The sequence below is a fragment of the Mesorhizobium sp. C395A genome, from assembly GCF_030323205.1.
GTDB lineage: Bacteria > Pseudomonadota > Alphaproteobacteria > Rhizobiales > Rhizobiaceae > Mesorhizobium.
The window spans coordinates 4,369,104-4,388,742 of sequence record NZ_CP100473.1; the positions used below are offsets into that span (position 1 = coordinate 4,369,104).

At 63.7% G+C, this 19,639-nt stretch carries 18 protein-coding genes; 10 read left to right on the plus strand and 8 right to left on the minus strand.

What is annotated here, in order from left to right; translation table 11 throughout:
* Nucleotides 1-2,184, minus strand: coding sequence for a primosomal protein N' (locus tag NLY37_RS21385; RefSeq protein WP_023732964.1), 2,184 nt, complete (start codon nt 2,182-2,184; stop codon nt 1-3).
* Between the two features lie 90 nt (nt 2,185-2,274).
* Between NLY37_RS21385 and fsa the strand changes: the two genes are divergently transcribed.
* Nucleotides 2,275-2,931 carry a fructose-6-phosphate aldolase gene (gene fsa, locus NLY37_RS21390; RefSeq protein WP_023688874.1) on the plus strand — a complete coding sequence of 219 codons (657 nt, stop codon included), beginning with the start codon at nt 2,275-2,277 and terminating at the stop codon, nt 2,929-2,931.
* An 83-nt stretch (nt 2,932-3,014) separates the two neighbouring features.
* Here fsa and NLY37_RS21395 read toward each other — a convergent pair whose 3' ends face one another.
* Together NLY37_RS21395 and leuS are read right to left on the minus strand one after the other, a co-directional pair.
* Nucleotides 3,015-3,611 (minus strand): LPS assembly lipoprotein LptE, encoded by a 597-nt coding sequence (locus NLY37_RS21395; protein ID WP_023698237.1) that lies wholly within the window; start codon nt 3,609-3,611, stop codon nt 3,015-3,017.
* Complete coding sequence (leuS, locus tag NLY37_RS21400) at nt 3,598-6,225, minus strand: leucine--tRNA ligase (protein WP_023732963.1); 2,628 nt, start codon at nt 6,223-6,225, stop codon at nt 3,598-3,600. Before leuS ends, NLY37_RS21395 begins: the two co-directional genes overlap by 14 nt.
* A 148-nt stretch (nt 6,226-6,373) precedes the next feature.
* Between leuS and NLY37_RS21405 the strand changes: the two genes are divergently transcribed.
* The 4 genes from NLY37_RS21405 to NLY37_RS21420 all read left to right on the plus strand — a co-directional run bounded on the left by NLY37_RS21405 (nt 6,374) and on the right by NLY37_RS21420 (nt 8,963).
* Nucleotides 6,374-7,036, plus strand: a complete 663-nt coding sequence (locus tag NLY37_RS21405) for a YggS family pyridoxal phosphate-dependent enzyme (RefSeq protein WP_023742204.1) — start codon at nt 6,374-6,376, stop codon at nt 7,034-7,036.
* Between the two features lie 89 nt (nt 7,037-7,125).
* Entirely contained in the window at nt 7,126-7,380 is a 255-nt protein-coding gene (locus NLY37_RS21410; RefSeq protein ID WP_023684084.1) for a type II toxin-antitoxin system Phd/YefM family antitoxin, read from the plus strand.
* Nucleotides 7,380-7,781, plus strand: a complete 402-nt coding sequence (locus NLY37_RS21415) for a type II toxin-antitoxin system VapC family toxin (protein WP_023728699.1) — start codon at nt 7,380-7,382, stop codon at nt 7,779-7,781. Before NLY37_RS21410 ends, NLY37_RS21415 begins: the two co-directional genes overlap by 1 nt.
* A 132-nt stretch (nt 7,782-7,913) precedes the next feature.
* Nucleotides 7,914-8,963 carry an aldo/keto reductase gene (locus NLY37_RS21420; RefSeq protein ID WP_023732961.1) on the plus strand — a complete coding sequence of 350 codons (1,050 nt, stop codon included), beginning with the start codon at nt 7,914-7,916 and terminating at the stop codon, nt 8,961-8,963.
* Nucleotides 8,964-9,070: 107 nt separating this feature from the next.
* Here the strand turns inward: NLY37_RS21420 and NLY37_RS21425 are convergent, their stop codons facing one another.
* Nucleotides 9,071-9,982 carry a LysR family transcriptional regulator gene (locus tag NLY37_RS21425; protein ID WP_023732960.1) on the minus strand — a complete coding sequence of 304 codons (912 nt, stop codon included), beginning with the start codon at nt 9,980-9,982 and terminating at the stop codon, nt 9,071-9,073.
* A 127-nt stretch (nt 9,983-10,109) separates the two neighbouring features.
* Here NLY37_RS21425 and NLY37_RS21430 point away from each other — a divergent pair, with 127 nt between their 5' ends.
* Together NLY37_RS21430 and NLY37_RS21435 are read left to right on the plus strand one after the other, a co-directional pair.
* Nucleotides 10,110-11,291 (plus strand): MFS transporter, encoded by a 1,182-nt coding sequence (locus tag NLY37_RS21430; protein ID WP_286440168.1) that lies wholly within the window; start codon nt 10,110-10,112, stop codon nt 11,289-11,291.
* 43 nt (nt 11,292-11,334) lie between these two features.
* Nucleotides 11,335-12,369, plus strand: coding sequence for an aldo/keto reductase (locus NLY37_RS21435; protein ID WP_023742203.1), 1,035 nt, complete (start codon nt 11,335-11,337; stop codon nt 12,367-12,369).
* 181 nt (nt 12,370-12,550) lie between these two features.
* Here the strand turns inward: NLY37_RS21435 and NLY37_RS21440 are convergent, their stop codons facing one another.
* Nucleotides 12,551-12,823, minus strand: coding sequence for an usg protein (locus tag NLY37_RS21440; RefSeq protein ID WP_023668649.1), 273 nt, complete (start codon nt 12,821-12,823; stop codon nt 12,551-12,553).
* 305 nt (nt 12,824-13,128) lie between these two features.
* Between NLY37_RS21440 and acs the strand changes: the two genes are divergently transcribed.
* Entirely contained in the window at nt 13,129-15,084 is a 1,956-nt protein-coding gene (gene acs, locus NLY37_RS21445) for an acetate--CoA ligase (RefSeq protein WP_023742202.1), read from the plus strand.
* 9 nt (nt 15,085-15,093) lie between these two features.
* Nucleotides 15,094-15,831: an MOSC domain-containing protein gene (locus tag NLY37_RS21450; protein ID WP_023742201.1), complete on the plus strand. Its 738-nt coding sequence runs from the start codon at nt 15,094-15,096 to the stop codon at nt 15,829-15,831.
* A gap of 66 nt (nt 15,832-15,897) precedes the next feature.
* Here the strand turns inward: NLY37_RS21450 and NLY37_RS21455 are convergent, their stop codons facing one another.
* On the minus strand, nt 15,898-17,166 hold the full coding sequence (locus NLY37_RS21455) for a class I SAM-dependent methyltransferase (RefSeq protein WP_023742200.1): 1,269 nt from the start codon (nt 17,164-17,166) through the stop codon (nt 15,898-15,900).
* A gap of 387 nt (nt 17,167-17,553) precedes the next feature.
* Nucleotides 17,554-18,423 carry a transglutaminase-like domain-containing protein gene (locus NLY37_RS21460; protein WP_023693194.1) on the minus strand — a complete coding sequence of 290 codons (870 nt, stop codon included), beginning with the start codon at nt 18,421-18,423 and terminating at the stop codon, nt 17,554-17,556.
* A 180-nt stretch (nt 18,424-18,603) separates the two neighbouring features.
* Between NLY37_RS21460 and NLY37_RS21465 the strand changes: the two genes are divergently transcribed.
* The gene (locus tag NLY37_RS21465) at nt 18,604-19,269 is read left to right on the plus strand and encodes an HAD-IA family hydrolase (protein ID WP_023684076.1); all 666 of its coding nucleotides are present in this window, start codon (nt 18,604-18,606) and stop codon (nt 19,267-19,269) included.
* 110 nt (nt 19,270-19,379) lie between these two features.
* Here NLY37_RS21465 and NLY37_RS21470 read toward each other — a convergent pair whose 3' ends face one another.
* On the minus strand, nt 19,380-19,586 hold the full coding sequence (locus tag NLY37_RS21470) for a DUF1674 domain-containing protein (protein WP_023688862.1): 207 nt from the start codon (nt 19,584-19,586) through the stop codon (nt 19,380-19,382).
* Nucleotides 19,587-19,639 lie beyond the last annotated feature (53 nt).

Consider the following 19,639-nt stretch of genomic DNA (forward strand, 5'->3'; position numbering starts at 1 on the left):
TTACAAGAAGCTCTGCGGATCGATGTCGACCTGCACGCGAACCGAGCCGCGCTGCTTCGGCCCTTCGGCCAGCATGGTGCGGATGAAGCCTTGGATGTCGGCGCGCTTTTCACCCTGGATCAGCAAGCGGAAACGATGGCGCCCACCAAGCAGCGACAGCGGCGCCTCGGCCGGGCCGAGCACGAACAGGTCGCTGGCCTGGGGTGCTGCACGGCGCAGGCCGCGCGCGTGGCCTTCGGCCTCGGCCCGCGTCACCGCACTGACGATGACGCCGGCAAGCCTGCCGAAGGGCGGCAGGGCTGCCCGTTCGCGCTCAGTGATCTCGCGTTCGTAAAAGGCCTCGGGATCGCCCGAGACGATCGCCCGCATCACCGGATGGTCCGGCTGGAAAGTCTGCAGCAGGCCGAGGCTCTTCTTGCCGGTGCGGCCGGCGCGTCCAGTCACCTGGCTGAGCAATTGGAAGGTCCGTTCGGCGGCGCGCGGATCGCCATTGGCGAGGCCGAGATCGGCATCGACGACACCGACCAGCGTCATGTTGGGAAAGTTATGGCCCTTGGCGACCAGCTGGGTGCCGATGACGATGTCGGCCTCGCCATTGGCAATGGCCTCGAGCTCCAGACGCAGCCGGCGCACTCCACCCATCAAATCGGACGACAGGACGATCGTGCGCGCGTCGGGGAAATGCGCCACGACTTCTTCAGCTATCCGCTCGACGCCAGGCCCGCAGGCGACCAGATGGTCGAGCGTGCCGCATTCCGGACAAGCCTCCGGCCGCTTCTCATTGTGCCCGCAATGATGGCAGACGAGTTGGCCGCGAAAGCGGTGCTCAACCAGCCAGGCCGAACAGACCGGGCAGCCGAAGCGGTGGCCGCAGACACGGCACAGCGTCAGCGGCGCATAGCCGCGCCGGTTGAGGAACAGCAGCGACTGCTCCTTCTTCTCCAGCGTACGTTGCATCTGGTCGATCAGCAGCGGCGACAGAAAGCCGCCCCGGGCCGGCGGCGCGCGCCGCAGGTCGATCGTCTTGAGATCGGGAAGCGCGGCTTCGGCAAAGCGCGCCGACAGCACCGCCCTGCTGTAGCGGCCCTGCTGCGCATTGACCCGGCTTTCGACCGATGGCGTCGCCGACGCCAGCACCACCGGGAAGCCGCTGATATGGCCGCGCACCACCGCCATGTCGCGCGCATTGTAGAAGACGCGATCCTCCTGCTTGTAGGCGGGGTCGTGCTCCTCGTCGACGACGATCAGCCCGAGCTCGCGGAACGGCAGGAACAGCGCCGAACGCGCCCCGGCAACGACGCGCACGCCGCCTTCCGCCACCTGCCGCCAGACCTTTTCGCGCATTCGGGGCGGCAGGTCGGAATGCCATTCCGCCGGCTTGGCGCCGAAGCGCTGCTGGAAGCGTTCGAGGAAGGCATGCGTCAGCGCGATCTCCGGCAAAAGGATCAGCACCTGCCTGCCCTGGTCCAGGGCTGCCGCCACCGCTTCGAAATAAACTTCCGTCTTGCCCGAGCCGGTGACGCCGTCGAGCAGCGTGACGTTGAAAGCAGCGGCCGTGACATTGGCGCGCAGCATGGCGGCCGCGTCTGCCTGGTCCGGCATCAGCTCCGGCATGGCGTAGGAGGGATCGGGCGCGGCGACCACCGGTCGAGGCGGGATCATCACTGTCTCGAACACGCCTTGCGCCTTGAGCCCCTCGACCACCGTCGACGACACGCCCGCCGCGTGCGCCAGGCCGGATCGCGTCCAGGCAAGCCCCCCTTCCGCCGTCTCCAGCACGCGCGTCCTGGCATCCGTCATCCGGTCGGGCATGACGAGGGTCCGCTGCAGGCCCTCGATCCATGGTTCGGGATCGAACGCCTCCGGCGCGCGCAACAGCATGCGCGCCACCATGCCGGGCGGCGACAGCGTGTACTGCGCCAGCCAGTCGACAAAGCGGCGCATGCCGCGGTCGATCGGCGGGCAGTCGAAGACCTGTTCGATCGGGCGCAGCTTTTTGGCGTCGATATTCTCGACCGCACCATCCCAGACGATGCCGGCAACCTGGCGCGGACCGAGCGGCACGCGCACGATCGAGCCCGGCACCACGCGCACGCCGGCAGGCAAAGCGTAGGTGTAGGGCCGTTCGGCCGGCATCGGCACCAGCACCGGCGCGGCTGCGACAAAGGGCGAATCTTCGATCATCGGGCGTGACCTTGCCCCGACTTTGGTCTAGATCAAAGGGCAACCCCGAATGTGCATGGCATGCACATGGAAATCTTTCAGGAGACCCCCATGAAATTTTTTGTCGACACCGCTGACATCAAGGACATCAAGGAACTGAACGACCTGGGGCTGCTCGACGGCGTGACCACCAATCCCTCGCTGATCCTGAAATCCGGCGGCAAGATCGCCGAGGTCACCAAGCAGATCTGCGACATCGTCAAGGGCCCGGTTTCGGCCGAGGTCGTTGCGGTCGAATACAAGGACATGATGGCCGAGGCCAACATCCTGGCCAAGATCGCCGACAATGTCTGCATCAAGGTGCCGCTGACGCTCGACGGCCTGCGCGCCTGCAAGACGATCCGCACCGAGATGAACCGCATGGTCAATGTAACGCTGTGCTTCTCGGCCAACCAGGCGCTGCTGGCGGCCAAGGCCGGCGCCTCGTTCATCTCGCCCTTCGTCGGCCGCGTCGACGATACCGGCGCGGACGGCATGGAGCTGATCCAGGAGATCCGGCAGATCTACGACAATTACGATTTCGACACCGAGATCCTCGTCGCTTCGGTTCGCACCGTGAACCACGTCAAGCAGGCAGCCCTGATCGGCGCCGATGTCGTTACCGCGCCGGCCGCGACGCTGAAGGCGCTGGTCAAGCACCCGTTGACCGACAAGGGCCTGGATCAGTTCGCTGCCGACTGGGCCAAGACCGGCCAGAAGATCGGCTGAGATCGGGTTCGCTACAAAAAGGCCGGGAAACCGGCCTTTTTATTGCGGACTGCTAAAGTCGAGTTGGCAAGGCTAGGAAACGCTCAGGCCTTCTTGCCGTGCCTGACCAAGTCCTGGGCGACCGACAGGCTCACCATTTCAGCCAGTTCGCGTGCGGCGCGGTTCTCGGCGTCGAGCTGCGCCCGGTAGGAGGCGAACTCCTGCGTCGGCTTGTCGAAGGATGATGGGATCGACCGCTTGCCGGTGGCGATCACCACGCCGGTCCTGGCATCGGTCAGCACATAGTTTGCGGTCAGCGTCACCGTGCCTGCCGTCGGCTCGTCTTCGTCGGTCTGAATCTGCACCACCGCGGCCGATTCGACCAGTTCGGTGACACCGAGATCGAGCATGTAGACCGGTGCCGTCGTCTCGCCGGCACCCTGGCCGAAGGCGAAGATCAGATTGTTGCGGACCTGCTGGGCATAGCGGGTCTTGACCGGCTTGACCGCGATCGAGGCGAGCTCCGCCGACGCGCTGACAGTCGAGCCTGCCGTCAGCGGCGCGCTCGAATAGAGCGGCCTGACAGTGCAGGCCGAAACCAGCGTCATCGAGGCCACCAGCCCGCAGAGCGCGGTGCGGCGCAGCACATGCGTCGTCTTTCCGAAGTCAAGCCCCGTCTTTTTGAAATCAGGCAACGACATTGACGATCCTCTGCGGCACGATGATCACCTTGCGGGGCGCCTTACCTTCCAGCGCTTTCTGCACGAAGTCGAGAGCCAGAACCGCTTTTTCGACCGCACCTTGGTCCGCGTCGCGGGCAATTGTCAAATCGCCGCGCTTCTTGCCGTTGACCTGAACCGGCAGCACGATCTCGTTGTCGACCACCAGCGCCGGGTCGTAGACCGGCCATGGCCGTTCGGCGACCAGATCGGTGCCGCCGAGCGTGTGCCAGCACTCTTCGGCCAGATGCGGCATGACCGGCGCGACCACATGCACAAGGATCTCCACCGCCTCGCGGCAGGCGCCTTTCAGCGCCGCATCGGCCTTGCCCTCGGCAACGTCGTTGAGCGGCGTGTTCAAGGCATTGGCAAGTTCGTAGATGCGGGCGATGGCTCGGTTGAAGCCGAGCTTCTCGATATCCTCGCCGATCGCTTTCAGGATCTTGTGCGCGGCCTTGGAAACGGCACCGGCCTCGCCATCCTGCGCCGCCTGTGGCTTGACGCCATCGAGCGTCTCGGCGGCGATCGACACCAGGCGCCAGACACGCTGGATGAAACGGTGCGCGCCGGCGGCGCCATCGTCCGTCCACTCGACGTCGCGCTCGGGCGGCGAATCCGACAGCATGAACCAGCGTGCGGTGTCGGCGCCGTAGCCGTCGGTGATGTCTTCCGGGCTTACCGTATTCTTCTTCGACTTCGACATCTTTTCGAGTGAGCCGATCGCCGCCTCTTCGCCGGTGGCGATCTCGATGGCGCGGCGCTTGCCGCCGACATCCTCGATCCTGACCTCAGCCGGCGACAGCCAGCGGCCATTGTTCGACGCACCGCCGACGCGGTAGGTCTCATGCACCACCATGCCTTGCGTGAACAGGCCCTTGAATGGCTCGGCCAGGTCGAGATGCCCGGTCGCGCGCATGGCGCGGGTGAAGAAGCGCGAATAGAGCAGATGGAGGATCGCGTGCTCGATGCCGCCAATATACTGGTCGACGGCCAGCCAGTCATCGGCAGCCTTGGGCTCCGTCGGCTCATTGGCCCAGGGCGCGGTGAAGCGCGCGAAATACCAGGACGAATCGACGAACGTGTCCATCGTGTCGGTCTCGCGGCGCGCATCCTTGCCGCATTGCGGGCACTTCACATGCCGCCAGGTCGGGTGGCGGTCGAGCGGATTGCCGGGACGGTCGAACTCGATGTCGTCGGGCAGCTTGACCGGCAGATCGGCCTTCGGCACCGGCACGACGCCGCAATCCTCGCAATGGATCATCGGGATCGGGCAGCCCCAGTAGCGCTGACGCGAAATGCCCCAGTCGCGCAAGCGGAAGTTCACCTTGCGCTCCGCCATTGGCCGCCCGCCTATGGTCTTCTGCTCCAGGAGCTTTGCCACCTCGTCGAACGCCTGCTCCGGCTTCATGCCGTCGAGAAAGCGCGAATTGATCATCACGCCGTCATCGACATAGGCCTCTTCCGTGACCTGGAAGGTCTTGGCGTCGGCATCTTCCGGCATCACCACCGCGATCACCGGCAGGCCGTATCTGTTGGCGAAGTCGAGGTCGCGCTGGTCGCCCGACGGACAGCCGAATATGGCGCCGGTGCCGTATTCCATCAAAACGAAATTCGCGACGTAGACCGGCAGGGTCCACGAGTCGTCGAACGGATGCACGACGCGGATGCCGGTGTCGAAACCTTTCTTCTCGGCCGTCTCCAGTGCGGCCACCGACGTGCCCATATGCCTGATTTCGTCGATGAACTTGGCCAGATCGAGATTGGTCTCGGCGGCCTTCCTGGCCAGCGGATGGTCGGCGGCAACCGCCATGAACGACGCGCCGAAAATGGTGTCGGGCCTGGTCGTGTAGACCTCCAGTTCCTTCGCATCGCCAACCGGAGCGGCCAGCGGCCAGCGGATCAGCAGCCCTTCCGAGCGGCCGATCCAGTTCTGCTGCATCAGCTTGACCTTTTCCGGCCACTCGCCGAGACCATTCAGCGAGTCCAGCAGGTCCTGCGCGTAGTCGGTGATCTTGAAGAACCACTGCGTCAGCTCGCGCTGTTCGACCAGCGCGCCCGAGCGCCAGCCACGGCCGTCGATGACCTGCTCGTTGGCGAGCACCGTCATGTCCTCCGGGTCCCAGTTGACCTTGGAGGATTTGCGCGTCACCAGCCCCTTTTCGACGAAATCGAGGAACAGCATCTGCTGGCGGTGGTAATAGTCGACGTCGCAGGTGGCGAACTCACGCGCCCAGTCCAGCGACAGGCCCATCATCTTGAGCTGCTCGCGCATGGCGGCGATGTTGGCGTAGGTCCATTCCTTGGGATGGACCTTGTTCTGCATCGCCGCGTTTTCGGCCGGCATGCCGAAAGCGTCCCAGCCCATCGGGTGCAGCACGTTGAAGCCCTTGGCCCGCTTGTAGCGCGCCACCACATCACCCATCGTGTAGTTGCGGGTGTGGCCGATATGGATCTTCCCCGAGGGATAGGGGAACATCTCCAGCACGTAGTATTTCGGCTTTGGATCGTTGTTATGCGCTTCGAACAGCTTCTTTTCGGCCCAGGCCTTCTGCCATTTGGGCTCTGACGCGCGCGGATTGTATCGTTCGGTTGCCATCGGATGATTTTCACTTAAAAGCAGGCGCAGACCGCCGGACAAGGCCCGGTGGCCAAGGTAAATGTCGTCGCGGTGTTCACCATGGATTGCCGGACCCGTCAACTGCGGCGAGCCGGCCAAGATGATTAAAGAAAGGCAGGATATGGACATGGCCAGCGCCGTCGAACAGTTTTTCGCCGTCAAGACGAGGATCGCTGCCGCCGAGCGCGAGGCCGGCCGCGACGCCGGTTCGGTGACGCTGGTTGCGGTGTCGAAGACTTTTGAGGCCGACGTCATCCGCCCGGTCATCGAGGCTGGCCAGCGCGTCTTCGGCGAAAACCGCGTGCAGGAAGCGCAAGGCAAATGGCCGGCCTTGAAAGCGGAATTCCCTAATATCGAACTGCATCTGATCGGCCCGCTGCAGTCGAACAAGGCGAGGGAAGCCGTCGCTCTCGCCGACGTCATCGAGACCGTCGACCGCGAAAAGATCGCCACCGAACTCGCCAAGGAAATCGTGCGCCAGGGCCGCACGCCGAAACTCTACGTCCAGGTCAATACCGGCTCGGAGCCGCAAAAGGCCGGCATCGAGCCGCGCGACGCCGTCGCCTTCGTCGCCCGCTGCCGCGATGTCCATGGCCTCGCCATCGAAGGCCTGATGTGCATCCCGCCGGCCGACGAAAACCCCGGCCCGCATTTCGCCTTGCTGGAAAAGCTCGGCAAAGAGGCCGGGGTCGCAAAACTGTCGATGGGCATGTCCGGCGACTTCGAGACCGCCATAGCCTTCGGCGCCACCAGCGTCCGCGTCGGCTCGGCGATTTTTGGCGGCCGATAACCTCGGTGATCTCGCGGCCCTAACAGTAGCATTTGTTGCTGCATCGCTGCAGCGATGCTATATCTAGCCAAGCTAGCTAGGTATCTTCCATGAACTGGCATCTGCAGGACGCAAAAAACAATCTCTCGAAGCTGGTTCAGCAGGCTCGTGAAAAGGGCCCGCAGACCATCACCTTGCGTGGAAAGCCCGCTGCTGTCGTGTTGGCCGCTGAAGAATACGAAAGGCTCGTCGGCTCTAAGCCCTCACTTGCGGAATACCTTCTTTCCGGTCCCGAGTGGGACGACGACTTCGTCGAAGAGGTCAATCGCCGCTCCAAGGGGCCCGGCAGAGACGTGGACCTCTGATGTTTCTTCTGGACACGAACGTCGTGTCGGGTGCGCGAAAGCGAGAGGGGCCAGTGGCGGATTGGATAATCAAGCAAGAGCGCCAGTCTCTGTTTCTAAGCGTCATCACGCTCGGTGAAATCGCACGCGGAATCGAAATGAAGCGGCGAAACGACCCCGACACTGCAAACCATTTAGCAGCGTGGTTCCACGGTCTGCGCCACAGCTACGAAAACCGAATTCTCGGCATAGACGAGAGCATCGCTGCCCAATGGGGTCGCATCTCCGCGATCCGCACGCGCGGCGACGCAGATGGGCTTATAGCCGCGACGGCGCTCTTCCACGACCTCATACTGGTCACACGCAACGTCGCCGATTTTGACGATACTGGCGTCACAATGTTCAACCCTTGGGAAGCCTGACCCGCCTGTGTTGATCCGGTGTTGGGGTCGGCCGCAGGTTGAGCCAGAGCCGGCCCATCATTGCGCCACGACTGGAAACGAAACGCGCCGTTCCTATTTGCTTGGCGTCATCACCAATCTGCTGGAGCCACCATGCGCTACAATCAACTTGGAAATACGGGGATGTTCGTCTCGGAACTCTGCCTCGGCACCATGACCTTCGGCGCCGCGGGCGAGAATGCCCAATGGGGCCTGATTGCCAGCCTCGACCAGAAGGGCGTCAACGACATCGTTGCCCGTTCCATCGCCGCCGGCGTTAATTTCTTCGACACGGCCGACGTCTATTCATTCGGCCAGTCCGAACGCCTGCTTGGCCAGTCGCTCAAGGATCTTGGCGTCAAGCGCTCGGACGTCGTCATTGCGACCAAGGTGCATGGCGCCATGGGCCAGGGCCCGAACGAGCGCGGCTCTTCGCGCGGCCACATCATGGATTCGGTCGAGGGCAGCCTGGAGCGGCTGCAGCTCGACCATATCGATCTCTACCAGCTGCACGGCACCGACACGGTGACCCCCATCGACGAGACGCTGCGGGCGCTCGACGATCTCGTTGCCAGCGGTAAGGTCCGCTATGTCGGCGTCTCCAACTGGGCGGCTTGGCGCATCTCTAAGGCCCTCGGCATAGCCGAGCGCAAGGGGTTTTCCCGCTTTGAGACCATCCAGTCCTATTACTCGATCGCCGGCCGCGACCTCGAGCGCGAGATCGTGCCGCTGATCAACGAGGAAAAGCTCGGCCTGATGGTCTGGTCGCCAATGGCCGGCGGCCTGCTGTCGGGCAAATACGGCCCCGGCGCGCCCGGCAATGGCGAAGGCCGCCGCGCCGCCTTCAACTTCCCGCCGGTCGATGAGGACCGCGCCTGGGCGGCTGTCGCCGTGATGCGCGAGATCGCCCAGAAGCACGGCGTCAGCGTCGCCACGGTGGCGCTCGGCTATGTCCTGGCCAAACCTTTCGTCATGAGCGTCATCATCGGCGCCAGCCGCATGGAGCAGCTCGAGCAGAACCTAGCCGCGGCCGAGGTGAAGCTCGACGCCGACGATCTCGCCAAACTTGATGAGGTCAGCGCGCTGCCGGCCGAATATCCCGGCTGGATGCTGGAGCGCCAGGCCGCCGGTCGCCGCCCGGCGCCGTTCACGCCGAAGAAGTAGTCGCCGCCGGTTGGATGCTGGGGAGCCAAAGGGGCTCCCCAAAATCGTTCAGGCTCTGTTTTTGTTGAGCATGATCTTTTCCGAAAACCGGATTCCCCCTTTCGGGATCATGCTCCCATCCGAACGCTCTCGACCAGAAAGTCGAGAAAGGCCCGCACCCGTGCCGGCAGATGCCGGCCCTGGCCGACATAGACGGCGTGGGTAGGCTCCTCGTCGCCCGGATCGAAATCCTCCAGCAGCGCCGTCAGCCGGCCCGCCGCGATGTCATCGGCCACATGCCAGTGCGCCAGCCGGGCGATGCCGGCGCCGCCGACCGCCATCAACCGCATCGACTCGCCATCGCCGACCAGCGTGTTTCCCACGGTGGGAACCGTGATGGCATTGTCAGCTGCGTCGACAAACTGCCAGCCATCGACATGCCGGACAAAGCCGAAAGCCATGCGATTGTGCCGGCTGAGATCGGCTGGAATCAGCGGTGTGCCATGTGTCTTGAGATAGGACGGTGCGGCAACGACCGTCATCCGGGTTTGCCCGAGCTTGCGCGCCACCAGCCGCGATTCGCCGAGCGGCCCGGCGCGGATGGCGACGTCGGCACGCTCAGCCATCAAATCGATGACGCTGTCGGTCAGCACCAGATCGACCGATATCTCGGGATAGCGTTCGAGGAAATCAGGCAGCAGCGGGATCAGCCGATGCACCCCAAAGGGCACATAGGAGTTGACGCGCAGCCGTCCGCGCGGCGCGGCACCCACGGCCGCCTCGCGCTCGGCCGCCGCCATATCGGCCAGGATGCGCACCCCGCTGTCATAGAACGCCGTCCCTTCCGGCGTCAGCTGCAGCTTGCGCGTCGAGCGGGTGACCAGCCGCGCGCCGAGCCTTGCCTCCAGTCGCGCGATCAGCTTGCTCACCGCCGACGGTGTCATACGCAGCGAACGAGCCGCAGCCGAGAAGCTGCTCGCCTCGACGACGCGTACGAACACTTCGATCTCGCCGGAACGGTTGATATCGGGTCTGGCCATCTGTGAATCTATTTCACAGGAAATATGCCCGAGGCAAGTCTGGTTCACAAGGCATGGCAACACGATCTCTGCGGTCGGGGCGCGGGTCTGGACAGCGCGCTCATTCGAGTTCGAACTGGAAACCGCCATGCCTCTTGCTCTCTACGCCCTCGCTGCCGGCGCCTTCGGCATCGGTGTCACCGAATTCGTCATCATGGGGCTGCTGATTGATGTCGGCAAAGATCTCGGAGTCTCGATCTCGGCCGCCGGCCAGTTGATTTCGGGCTACGCGTTGGGCGTCGTCATCGGCGCGCCGCTTTTGACCATTGCCACCGGCAACTGGCCCCGCAAGACCGTCCTTCTGGCCCTTATGGCGATCTTCACGCTCGGCAACCTCGCCTGTGCGATCGCCCCCGACTACTGGACGCTGATGGGCGCCCGCATCATCACCGCCTTTGCCCATGGCACTTTCTTTGGCGTCGGCTCGGTGGTCGCCACCGGCCTGGTCGCACCCAACAAGAAAGCCTCGGCGATCGCGCTGATGTTCACCGGCCTGACTATCGCCAACATCCTCGGCGTGCCCTTCGGCACTTGGCTCGGCCAGACCTTCGGCTGGCGCGCCACCTTCTGGGCTGTAACCCTGGTCGGCTTGGCAGCCTTTGCCGTCATCCTGCTTCTGGTGCCGCGCAGCAAGGAAGCGCCCGAGAAGACCAATCTGCGCGCAGACCTCGCAGTGCTGCGCCGCACGCCGGTGCTGCTCGGCCTCGCCACCACCGTGCTCGGCTATGCCGGCGTCTTCGCCGTCTTCACCTACATCGCCCCGCTGCTCACCGAGATCACCGGCTTCAGGGAGGCCGCGGTGTCGCCGATCCTGCTCGTCTTCGGCGGCGGCCTCATCGCCGGCAATCTGCTTGGCGGCAAGGTCGCCGACCGCTGGTTGGTGCCGGCGGTGCTCGGCAGCCTCGTGGTGCTGGCGTTGGTGCTGGCCACAATGACCTTCGCCGTCCACAGCCAAATCCTGGCCGTCATCTATGTCGGCCTGCTTGGTGCCGCCGCCTTCGCCACCGTGGCGCCGCTGCAGATGTGGGTGCTGGAAAAGGCGCAAGGCGCGGGCCAGAGCCTCGCCTCGTCCTTCAACATCGCCGCCTTCAACCTCGGCAATGCCGCCGGCGCTTGGCTTGGCGGCGCGGTGATTGCCCATGGCCTCGGCCTCGGCTCACTAACCTGGATCGCCGCTTTGCTGCCGGTCGCGGCTCTTGGCGTCGCTGCCCTGGCGCTGCGCCTCGATCGCGCCCCCACAATCGGGGCGCCGGTCTGCGCCCAGTCATGAGCATCACGCGCAATCCTTCTTCGACATCATCAAGGAGCATAAAATGGATTATCGACGTCTCGGCGCATCGGGCCTGAAAGTGCCCGCACTCTCTTTCGGCGCCGGCACTTTCGGCGGCTCCGGGCCGCTGTTCGGGGCCTGGGGCAACAGCGACGCCAAGGAAGCGCGGCGGCTGATCGACATCTGCCTCGAGGCCGGCGTCAATCTGTTCGACACCGCCGATGTCTATTCGAACGGCGCCTCCGAGGAAGTGCTTGGCGAAGCCATCAAAGGCCGCCGCGACGCGGTGCTGATCTCGACTAAGACTTCGCTGCCGATGGGCGACAGACCGGCCGACTACGGCTCGTCGCGCTCGCGGCTGATCAAGGCCGTCGACGCGTCCCTGAAGCGCATGGGCACCGATTACATCGACCTGCTGCAGCTGCACGCGTTTGATGCCGGCACGCCGATCGAGGAGGTGTTGTCGACGCTGGACGATCTCGTGCGCGCCGGCAAGCTGCGCTATGTCGGCGTCTCCAACTTCTCCGGCTGGCAACTGATGAAGTCGCTGGCCGAGGCCGACAAGCATGGCTACCCGCGTTATGCCGTACACCAGGTCTACTATTCGCTGGTCGGCCGCGACTATGAGTGGGAGCTGATGCCGCTCAGCCTCGACCAGGGCATCGGCGCGCTGGTGTGGAGTCCGCTCGGCTGGGGCCGCCTGACCGGCAAGATCCGCCGCGGCCAGCCCCTGCCGGAAAAGAGCCGGCTGCACGACACCGCCGATTTCGGCCCGCCGGTCGCGGACAAACATCTCTACCGGGTCATGGATGCGCTTGATGCGATGGCTGAAGAGACCGGCAAGACCGTGCCGCAGATCGCCATCAACTGGCTGTTGCGGCGCCCGACCGTGTCCTCGGTCATCATCGGCGCCCGCAACGAGGAACAGCTGCGCCAGAACCTCGGCGCCGTCGGCTGGGCGTTGACGCCGGAGCAGGTCAAAAAGCTCGACAAGGCAAGCGAAGTGGCCGCGCCCTACCCGTACTTCCCCTATCACCGCCAGGAAGGTTTCGCCCGGCTGAACCCGCCTGCGGTGTGATCGCCGACGCTGCCAAATCTCCCCCCTCGAGGGGGAGATGTCGCCGAAGGCGACAGAGGGGGTCGCCGCGCGTGGAGCGCTAGCCCCCATCTGCCGCAGGAGGGTCGCGTCCGGTCGAACCGAACCCCTCTGGCCGCTTTGCGGCCATCTCCCCCTCAAGGGGGGAAATCAAGCGCGCCGCTCAGTGCAGCACGAACTCCCCATCCACCTTCCGCCATTCGTTCGGCGCGATCAGCTTCTGGTGCGTGTAGCTGATCGAATGCAGCGGCCCGTCGAGCCTGGCCTTCCAGAACTCGATGAACTTGATCAGCACCGGAAACTTCGGCGCCAGATCGTAATCCTGCCAGATGAAGCTCTGCAGCAGATGCGGGTGGTCGGGAAAATGGTATAGAATCTTGGCCGTGGTCAGGCCATACCCCTTGAGCATCAGGTCCATTTCGGAATGATCGCGCATGACAGCCCCTTGGCCTAGTTGATTCTCCATTCCTCCCAACACCGAATTGTGCGCGCCGTTCCTTAACTGTCTATGATTTTCCTGATCCCAGTCGGGTTTTATGCACGAAAACATGCAGTTAGCAGCGACCGCTGCCGAGTGCTGATACAACCGAAACGGGAGCTGCGGCATCCCGCCACGCGAATCCAACGTCTAATGTTGCCGTCAGCGCGGAACTGTTAATAATGCCGCCGAATTCGCGGCTGCGTCGCCGTGATCCTGGCTGTGGTCAAGCCGGCGGGGTGGTTTGGGAGGAAAGTGAAGACATGTCCGAGGTGAAGATCTACCGCGTCCAGCCGGCGTGGAAGAAGAATGCGCTGATCGACAATGACACCTACCTCAAATGGTATGCTGACAGCGTGAAGAATCCGGACAGGTTCTGGGGCAAGCACGGCAAGCGCATCGACTGGTTCAAGCCGTTCAGCAAGGTCAAGAACACCTCCTTCGAGGGCAAGGTCTCGATCAAATGGTTCGAGGACGGCGAAACCAACGTCTCCTACAACTGCATCGACCGCCATTTGAAGAAGCGCGGCAACCAGACAGCCATCATCTGGGAAGGCGACAATCCCTACGACGACAAGAAGATCACCTATAACGAGCTCTACGAGCATGTCTGCCGGCTCGCCAATGTGATGAAGAAGCACGGCGTCAGGAAGGGCGACCGCGTCACCATCTACATGCCGATGATCCCGGAAGCGGCCTACGCGATGCTGGCTTGCACCCGCATCGGCGCCATCCACTCGATCGTCTTCGGCGGCTTTTCACCGGACGCGCTGGCCGGCCGCATCGATGACTGCAAGTCGACCTTCGTCATCACCGCCGATGAGGGCCTGCGCGGCGGCAAGCCGATCCCGCTGAAGGAAAACACCGACAGAGCGATCGAAATCGCCGCCAAGGCCGGCACCAAGGTCGAAAAAGTGGTCGTCGTGCGCCGCACTGGCGGCAAGACCGGCTGGGTTCAGGGACGCGACATCTGGTACCATGACGAGATCGCCACGGTGAAGGGCGACTGCAAGCCGGAGAAGATGAAGGCCGAGGATCCGCTGTTCATCCTCTACACCTCAGGCTCGACCGGCAAGCCGAAGGGCGTGCTGCACACCACTGCCGGCTACCTCGTCTATGTCTCGATGACCCACCAATATGTCTTCGACTACCATGACGGCGATATCTACTGGTGCACCGCCGATGTCGGTTGGGTCACCGGCCACAGCTACATCGTCTATGGCCCGCTCGCCAACGGCGCCACCACGCTGATGTTCGAGGGCGTGCCGAACTACCCCTCGCAGTCGCGCTTCTGGGAAGTCATCGACAAGCACAAGGTCAACATCTTCTACACTGCGCCGACGGCACTGCGCGCGCTGATGGGCGCCGGCGACGAACCGGTGAAGAAGACCTCGCGCAAGTCGCTGCGCGTGCTGGGCTCGGTCGGCGAACCGATCAATCCGGAAGCTTGGGAGTGGTATTTCAACATCGTCGGCAACGGCAAGGTGCCGATCGTCGACACCTGGTGGCAGACCGAGACCGGCGGCATCCTGATCACGCCGCTGCCCGGCGCCACCGACCTCAAGGCTGGTTCGGCGACGCGGCCCTTCTTCGGCATCAGGCCGCAGCTGGTCGACGGCGAAGGTAGGGTGCTGGAAGGGGCGGCCGACGGCAATCTCTGCATCGCCGATTCCTGGCCCGGCCAGATGCGCACGGTCTATGGCGATCATGACCGCTTCGTGCAGACCTATTTCTCCACCTACAAGGGCAAATACTTCACCGGTGACGGCTGTCGCCGCGACGCCGACGGCTATTACTGGATCACCGGCCGCGTCGACGACGTCATCAACGTTTCCGGCCACCGCATGGGAACGGCCGAGGTCGAATCGGCGCTCGTCAGCCATGAGAAGGTGTCGGAAGCAGCTGTCGTCGGCTATCCCCACGACATCAAGGGCCAGGGCATCTACAGCTACGTTACCTTGATGAAAGGCGTGGAGCCGAGCGAGGAACTGCGCAAGGAGCTCGTGGCCCATGTCCGCAAGGAGATCGGCGCCATCGCCTCGCCCGACAAGCTGCAATTCGCGCCCGGACTGCCGAAAACCCGCTCCGGCAAGATCATGCGCCGTATCCTGCGCAAGATCGCCGAGGACGATTTTTCCGCGCTCGGCGATACCTCGACACTGGCCGATCCGGCCGTGGTCGATGATCTGATCGCCAACCGCCAGAACAAGAAGGGCTGAGGGGATTTGATGGCTGCACTGGGCGCAGTCACGGAGCTCTGGCGTTACCCTGCAAGTTCGCTTGCCGGCGAACGCCAGGACGCCATTTCGGTCGGCCTTGAAACCATCGACGGCGACCGGCTGTTCGGCCTTGTCGATGTCTCGGACAATGAGATCGCGCGGCCCGACCGCGACGCCAAGTGGCACAAGGTGCCGCGCATCCGCACCCGGCTGAGCATGGACCGCAAGCTGGAGATCGCCGTTCCCGACGGCGACTGGCTGGTAGCGCCGGGCGCTGAATGCGACAGCGCCGTCTCGACCTATCTCGGCTTCGCCGCCTCGATCCGGCCGTTCAGCCAGGACAACGCCCCCGGCTACACCGGCCCGCTCACCGCGGCGCGCTACCGCAAAGCGCCGATCCATCTCTTGACCACCGCATCGCTGGCGCGGCTCAAGGCGCTGCACCCTGAAGGCATTCCCGATCCGCGCCGCTTCCGCCCCAACATAGTCGTCGACATGGCGGCGGTCGAAGGCTCGTTTCCCGAGACCGAATGGATTGGCCGCAAGCTCGCCATCGGCGATCTGCTGGTGACCGTCTCGGAGCCGTGCCGCCGCTGCGGCTTCACCATCATCAGCCAGGACGGCTTCGACCACGATCCCGGCATCCTGCGCAATCTGGTCCGCCACAACGCGCACAATCTTGGCGTCTATTGCACTGTGTACAGGCCGGCGCGCGTCGAGATCGGCGCGCCGATGCGGTTCGTGTAGGCCCCTACCGCGAGGCAGCGAATCGCAGACCTTGGAAAGCGTGGGGTTCGGCCCCGAATCCTATCCCTACCGATACAGATCCGCCCGTGTCGGCGGTAGCCCGCTCGGGCCGCGTGCGCGTTTGGTGACGACGGTCTGAAAAATCTGCGCCGAGGCGCGCTCGAAGGTGATCGAGCAGCCGGTGAGATAAAGCAGCCACAGCCGTGCCTTGGCCTCGCCGACTTCGGCGACCGCCTCGTCGAAGCGAGCCTGCAGCCGCTCGGCCCACAGCCGGCAGGTGCGCGCATAGTGCTCGCGCAGATTCTCGACGTCGTAGACCAGGAAACCATGCGCCTCCAGATTGCCCAGCGTCATGCCGATCGTGTCGAGTTCGCCGCCTGGGAAAATGTATTTGAGCAGCGCCTTGAACTCCGGCCCCTTGCGCAAGGTTTTCTTCAAGTCGCCCTTGCTGCGCCTGGTGATGGCGTGGTGCAGATAGATGCCGCCGGGCTTCAGCAAGCGATCGATGGTCTTGAAATAGGTGGCGTGGTTGGCGAGGCCGAGATGCTCGAACATGCCGATCGACGATATCTTGTCGAAGGAGCCTTTGAGTTCCGCATAGGATTTGATCTCGATGGTGATGCGGTCCTGCAGCCCTTCGGCGCGGATGCGCTCGCGGGCGAGATCGGTCTGCGCCTGCGACAGCGACACGCCATGGCCGACGACGCCATAATTTTTGGCCGCATGGATCAGCATGGCGCCCCAGCCGCAGCCGATGTCGAGCAGCTTTTCGCCCGGCTTCAGCCGCAGCTTGCGGCAGATATGGTCGAGCTTGTCGGCCTGCGCCTGGTCGATGCCATCGGCGAAATCCTTAAAGTAGCCGCAGCTGTAGACCATGCGCTCGTCGAGGAAGAGCCGGTAAAAGGCGTTCGAAATGTCGTAGTGATGCTGGATCGCCTCTTGGCTCGACCCGCTGACATAGGGGTTGCGACCCGACAGATCGGTGCGTGCACTCATCTGCTTGCGTGACAGGAGCACCGCCGGCAGGTCGCGCAGGATCGCCAGCTTCGGCAGCGACTTGAGCTTGGTCCTGAGCTTGCCTTGCGACGGCAGTGCATAAAAATCGAAAATCGTCCCGTCTTCGATGTCTATCGTCTTGGAAATCCACATCTCGATCAGCGTCGACAGTGATGGCCGCTTTACCACCTGCCAGACGATGTCCTGGTCGTTGATGGTGAGCACGGGCCCGGTGGCGGGACCGATCCGCTCGCCGGTCCACAGCTTGACCGCAAAACCCGGCTTCAGCGTTTCGATCACCGTTCGCACGATGCGCGCGGCCTTCTCGGCTGCCTCCATGGCCATCCTCCCGAGTCCTGACAATCCACCTTGCATGGATTTTGCCCGCCCTCGCGGCTCTTCGCAACCCGGCGCAAAAGGCGGCTCGCCAGCTATTTCAAATCGGCATCTTGTTTTTTGCTGCAACGCACCCCATCATCTGTACGTGTTCAACAAATCGAAAGGAGGTGATCCGATGTCGAGTGATTTCGTTTTCCAGAACGTGGCCTCAGCGGATTGCACTTTCGGGAAGCAGTCTTCCCGTTAAGGCGCGATAAGCGCGGCGGGTGACCTCGGTCGCCGCCATTGGCCGCGCCACGGACGGAAACACGGAAGGCCGCCGGCTTCGTCAAGAAGCGGCGGCCTTTTCCATTTCCGGATTGTGTGTCGAAGCGGATCAGAATCCGGTCACGCCAGCATCCGCGCGCTCACCGTCTTGTCGACGCCGTGATAGGGCGGGTTGAACAGATTGCCTTCCTGCTCGTAGGTCCAGACCTTGAACAGCGAAAGTTGGTGCGGGCCGAAGCTGTGCAGCAGCGGGACATCCGTGGCATCACGACCGCGCGCGATGACCACGCGGCCTATCCTCGGACGATTATGACGCGGGTCGAACGTGTACCATTTGCCGTCGAGGAACACTTCCATCCAGGCCGAAAAATCCATCGGCGCCGGGTCGGCCGGTACGCCGATGTCGCCGAGATAACCGTTCACATAGCGGGCCGGGATGTTCATGCAGCGGCAGAGCGTGATCGCCAGATGGGCGAAGTCGCGGCATACACCAACCTGCTCCTCATGCGCTTGGGCTGCGGTGCGCGTCGACCGCGCATAGCCATAGCCGAAGGACAGCCGGTTGTGGACATAGTCGACGATCGCCTGCACCCGCGCCCAGCCGGAGGGAACATGGCCGAAAAGCTGCCAGGCCAGACTGCTCAGATGATCGGTCTCGCAATAGCGGCTGCCGAGGAGGTAGCCGAGCACATCGTCCGGCAGTTCCGCCACCGGCACTTCCCTGGCCAGCGTGTTGACCGCGTCAGGCTCCCCGCTGTCCTCGACGGCTGCGTCATAGAGAATGCGGAAACTGCCGGCGGGTGCGGTGAAGCGGCGGCAGGTATTGCCGAACAGATCGTGATAAACCTTGCTCGGCACTGAAGGCGACGTCAGCACGCGCGTCTGCCGTTTGATGTCGGCCTGACGATCCCTGTGGATATCAAGCAGCGAGATGACCGGCGTGGCGCCGACGCATTCAATGGCGATTTCGTAGCCGAGCCGGATCAGCACAATGATTGCCCCTTCGATCCCGTGGAAAACAGTATGCTCAAAACGCCAGAGGCGGGACCATGGTTCCCTGGAACTATCGAAAAGGCTCTCCCGCGGCTTCCCAGGCAGCCGTGGCGACGTTACGGTCGCACGACATGTTTCGACCCTCCCGAAACGATCCCTAACCCCGTGGAAAATCTGATGTTTGCAGGCAGAAAATTCGCCGCGTTCCTGTTCGATATGGATGGCACGGTGCTCAATTCGATCGCCTCGGCCGAGCGCGTCTGGGCGGCGTGGGCGCTTAAGCACGGTCTCGACGTCGAAGCCTTCCTGCCGACGATCCATGGCGTGCGGGCGGTCGAGACCATCACCAGGCTGGCGCTTCCCGGCGTCGACCCGGTGCATGAGGCGTTTGTGCTGTTGCAGGCGGAGTCGGACGATGTCGAAGGCGTGCTGCCGATCGCCGGCGCCGTGCCGTTCCTCAACGCTTTGCCGCCAGAGCGCTGGGCGATCGTCACCTCGGCGCCGCGCCCGTTGGCGCTGCTGCGCATGCGGGCCGCCGGCATCCCGGTTCCCGCCTTGGTGGTCGCGGCCGAGGATGTGTCGCACGGCAAGCCGGCGCCCGACTGTTTCCTGCTGGCGGCAAAACGGCTCGGCGTCGATATCGGCGACTGTCTGGTCTTCGAGGACGCACCGGCCGGTATCGCGGCGGCGGAAGCAGCGGGCGCGTCGGTGATGGTGATCAGCGCCACTCACCAGCATCCAATGACGACTCAGCACAACTCGATTGGCGGCTACGAAACCGTCTCCATCGCCATCGATGACAGCGGCTGGATGACGCTGGGGGCACAGCGCAGCGCGGCCTGAGGAACTGGAGGACTGGAGGACTGGAGGACTGGAGGACTGGAGGACTGCTATGCGCCTTTTTCTTCAACTCTTCAGTTCACCAGTTCCCCAGTTCTTCCGTTCCTGAACCCCTAGAAATCGCTAGCCAGTCCCTTCACTTCCCAGTCGCCGTAGCGGCCGGGTTCCTTGCCGCCGCGGCCGCCGATTTCCTTCGGCAACGCAGCTTCCTTCTGGCGATACGCTTCACGGCGCGCCTCGGCTTCAGCCAGCGCCCGGCTGGCCGCCGGCGTCAGGTCCTTCTCCCGGTCGGCATCAGCTTTGCTGGGTTGGTCGGTCATGCGATAGTCCGGGCGGATTGAAACGAAGGGCGGCGTTTCCCATCATATAGCCA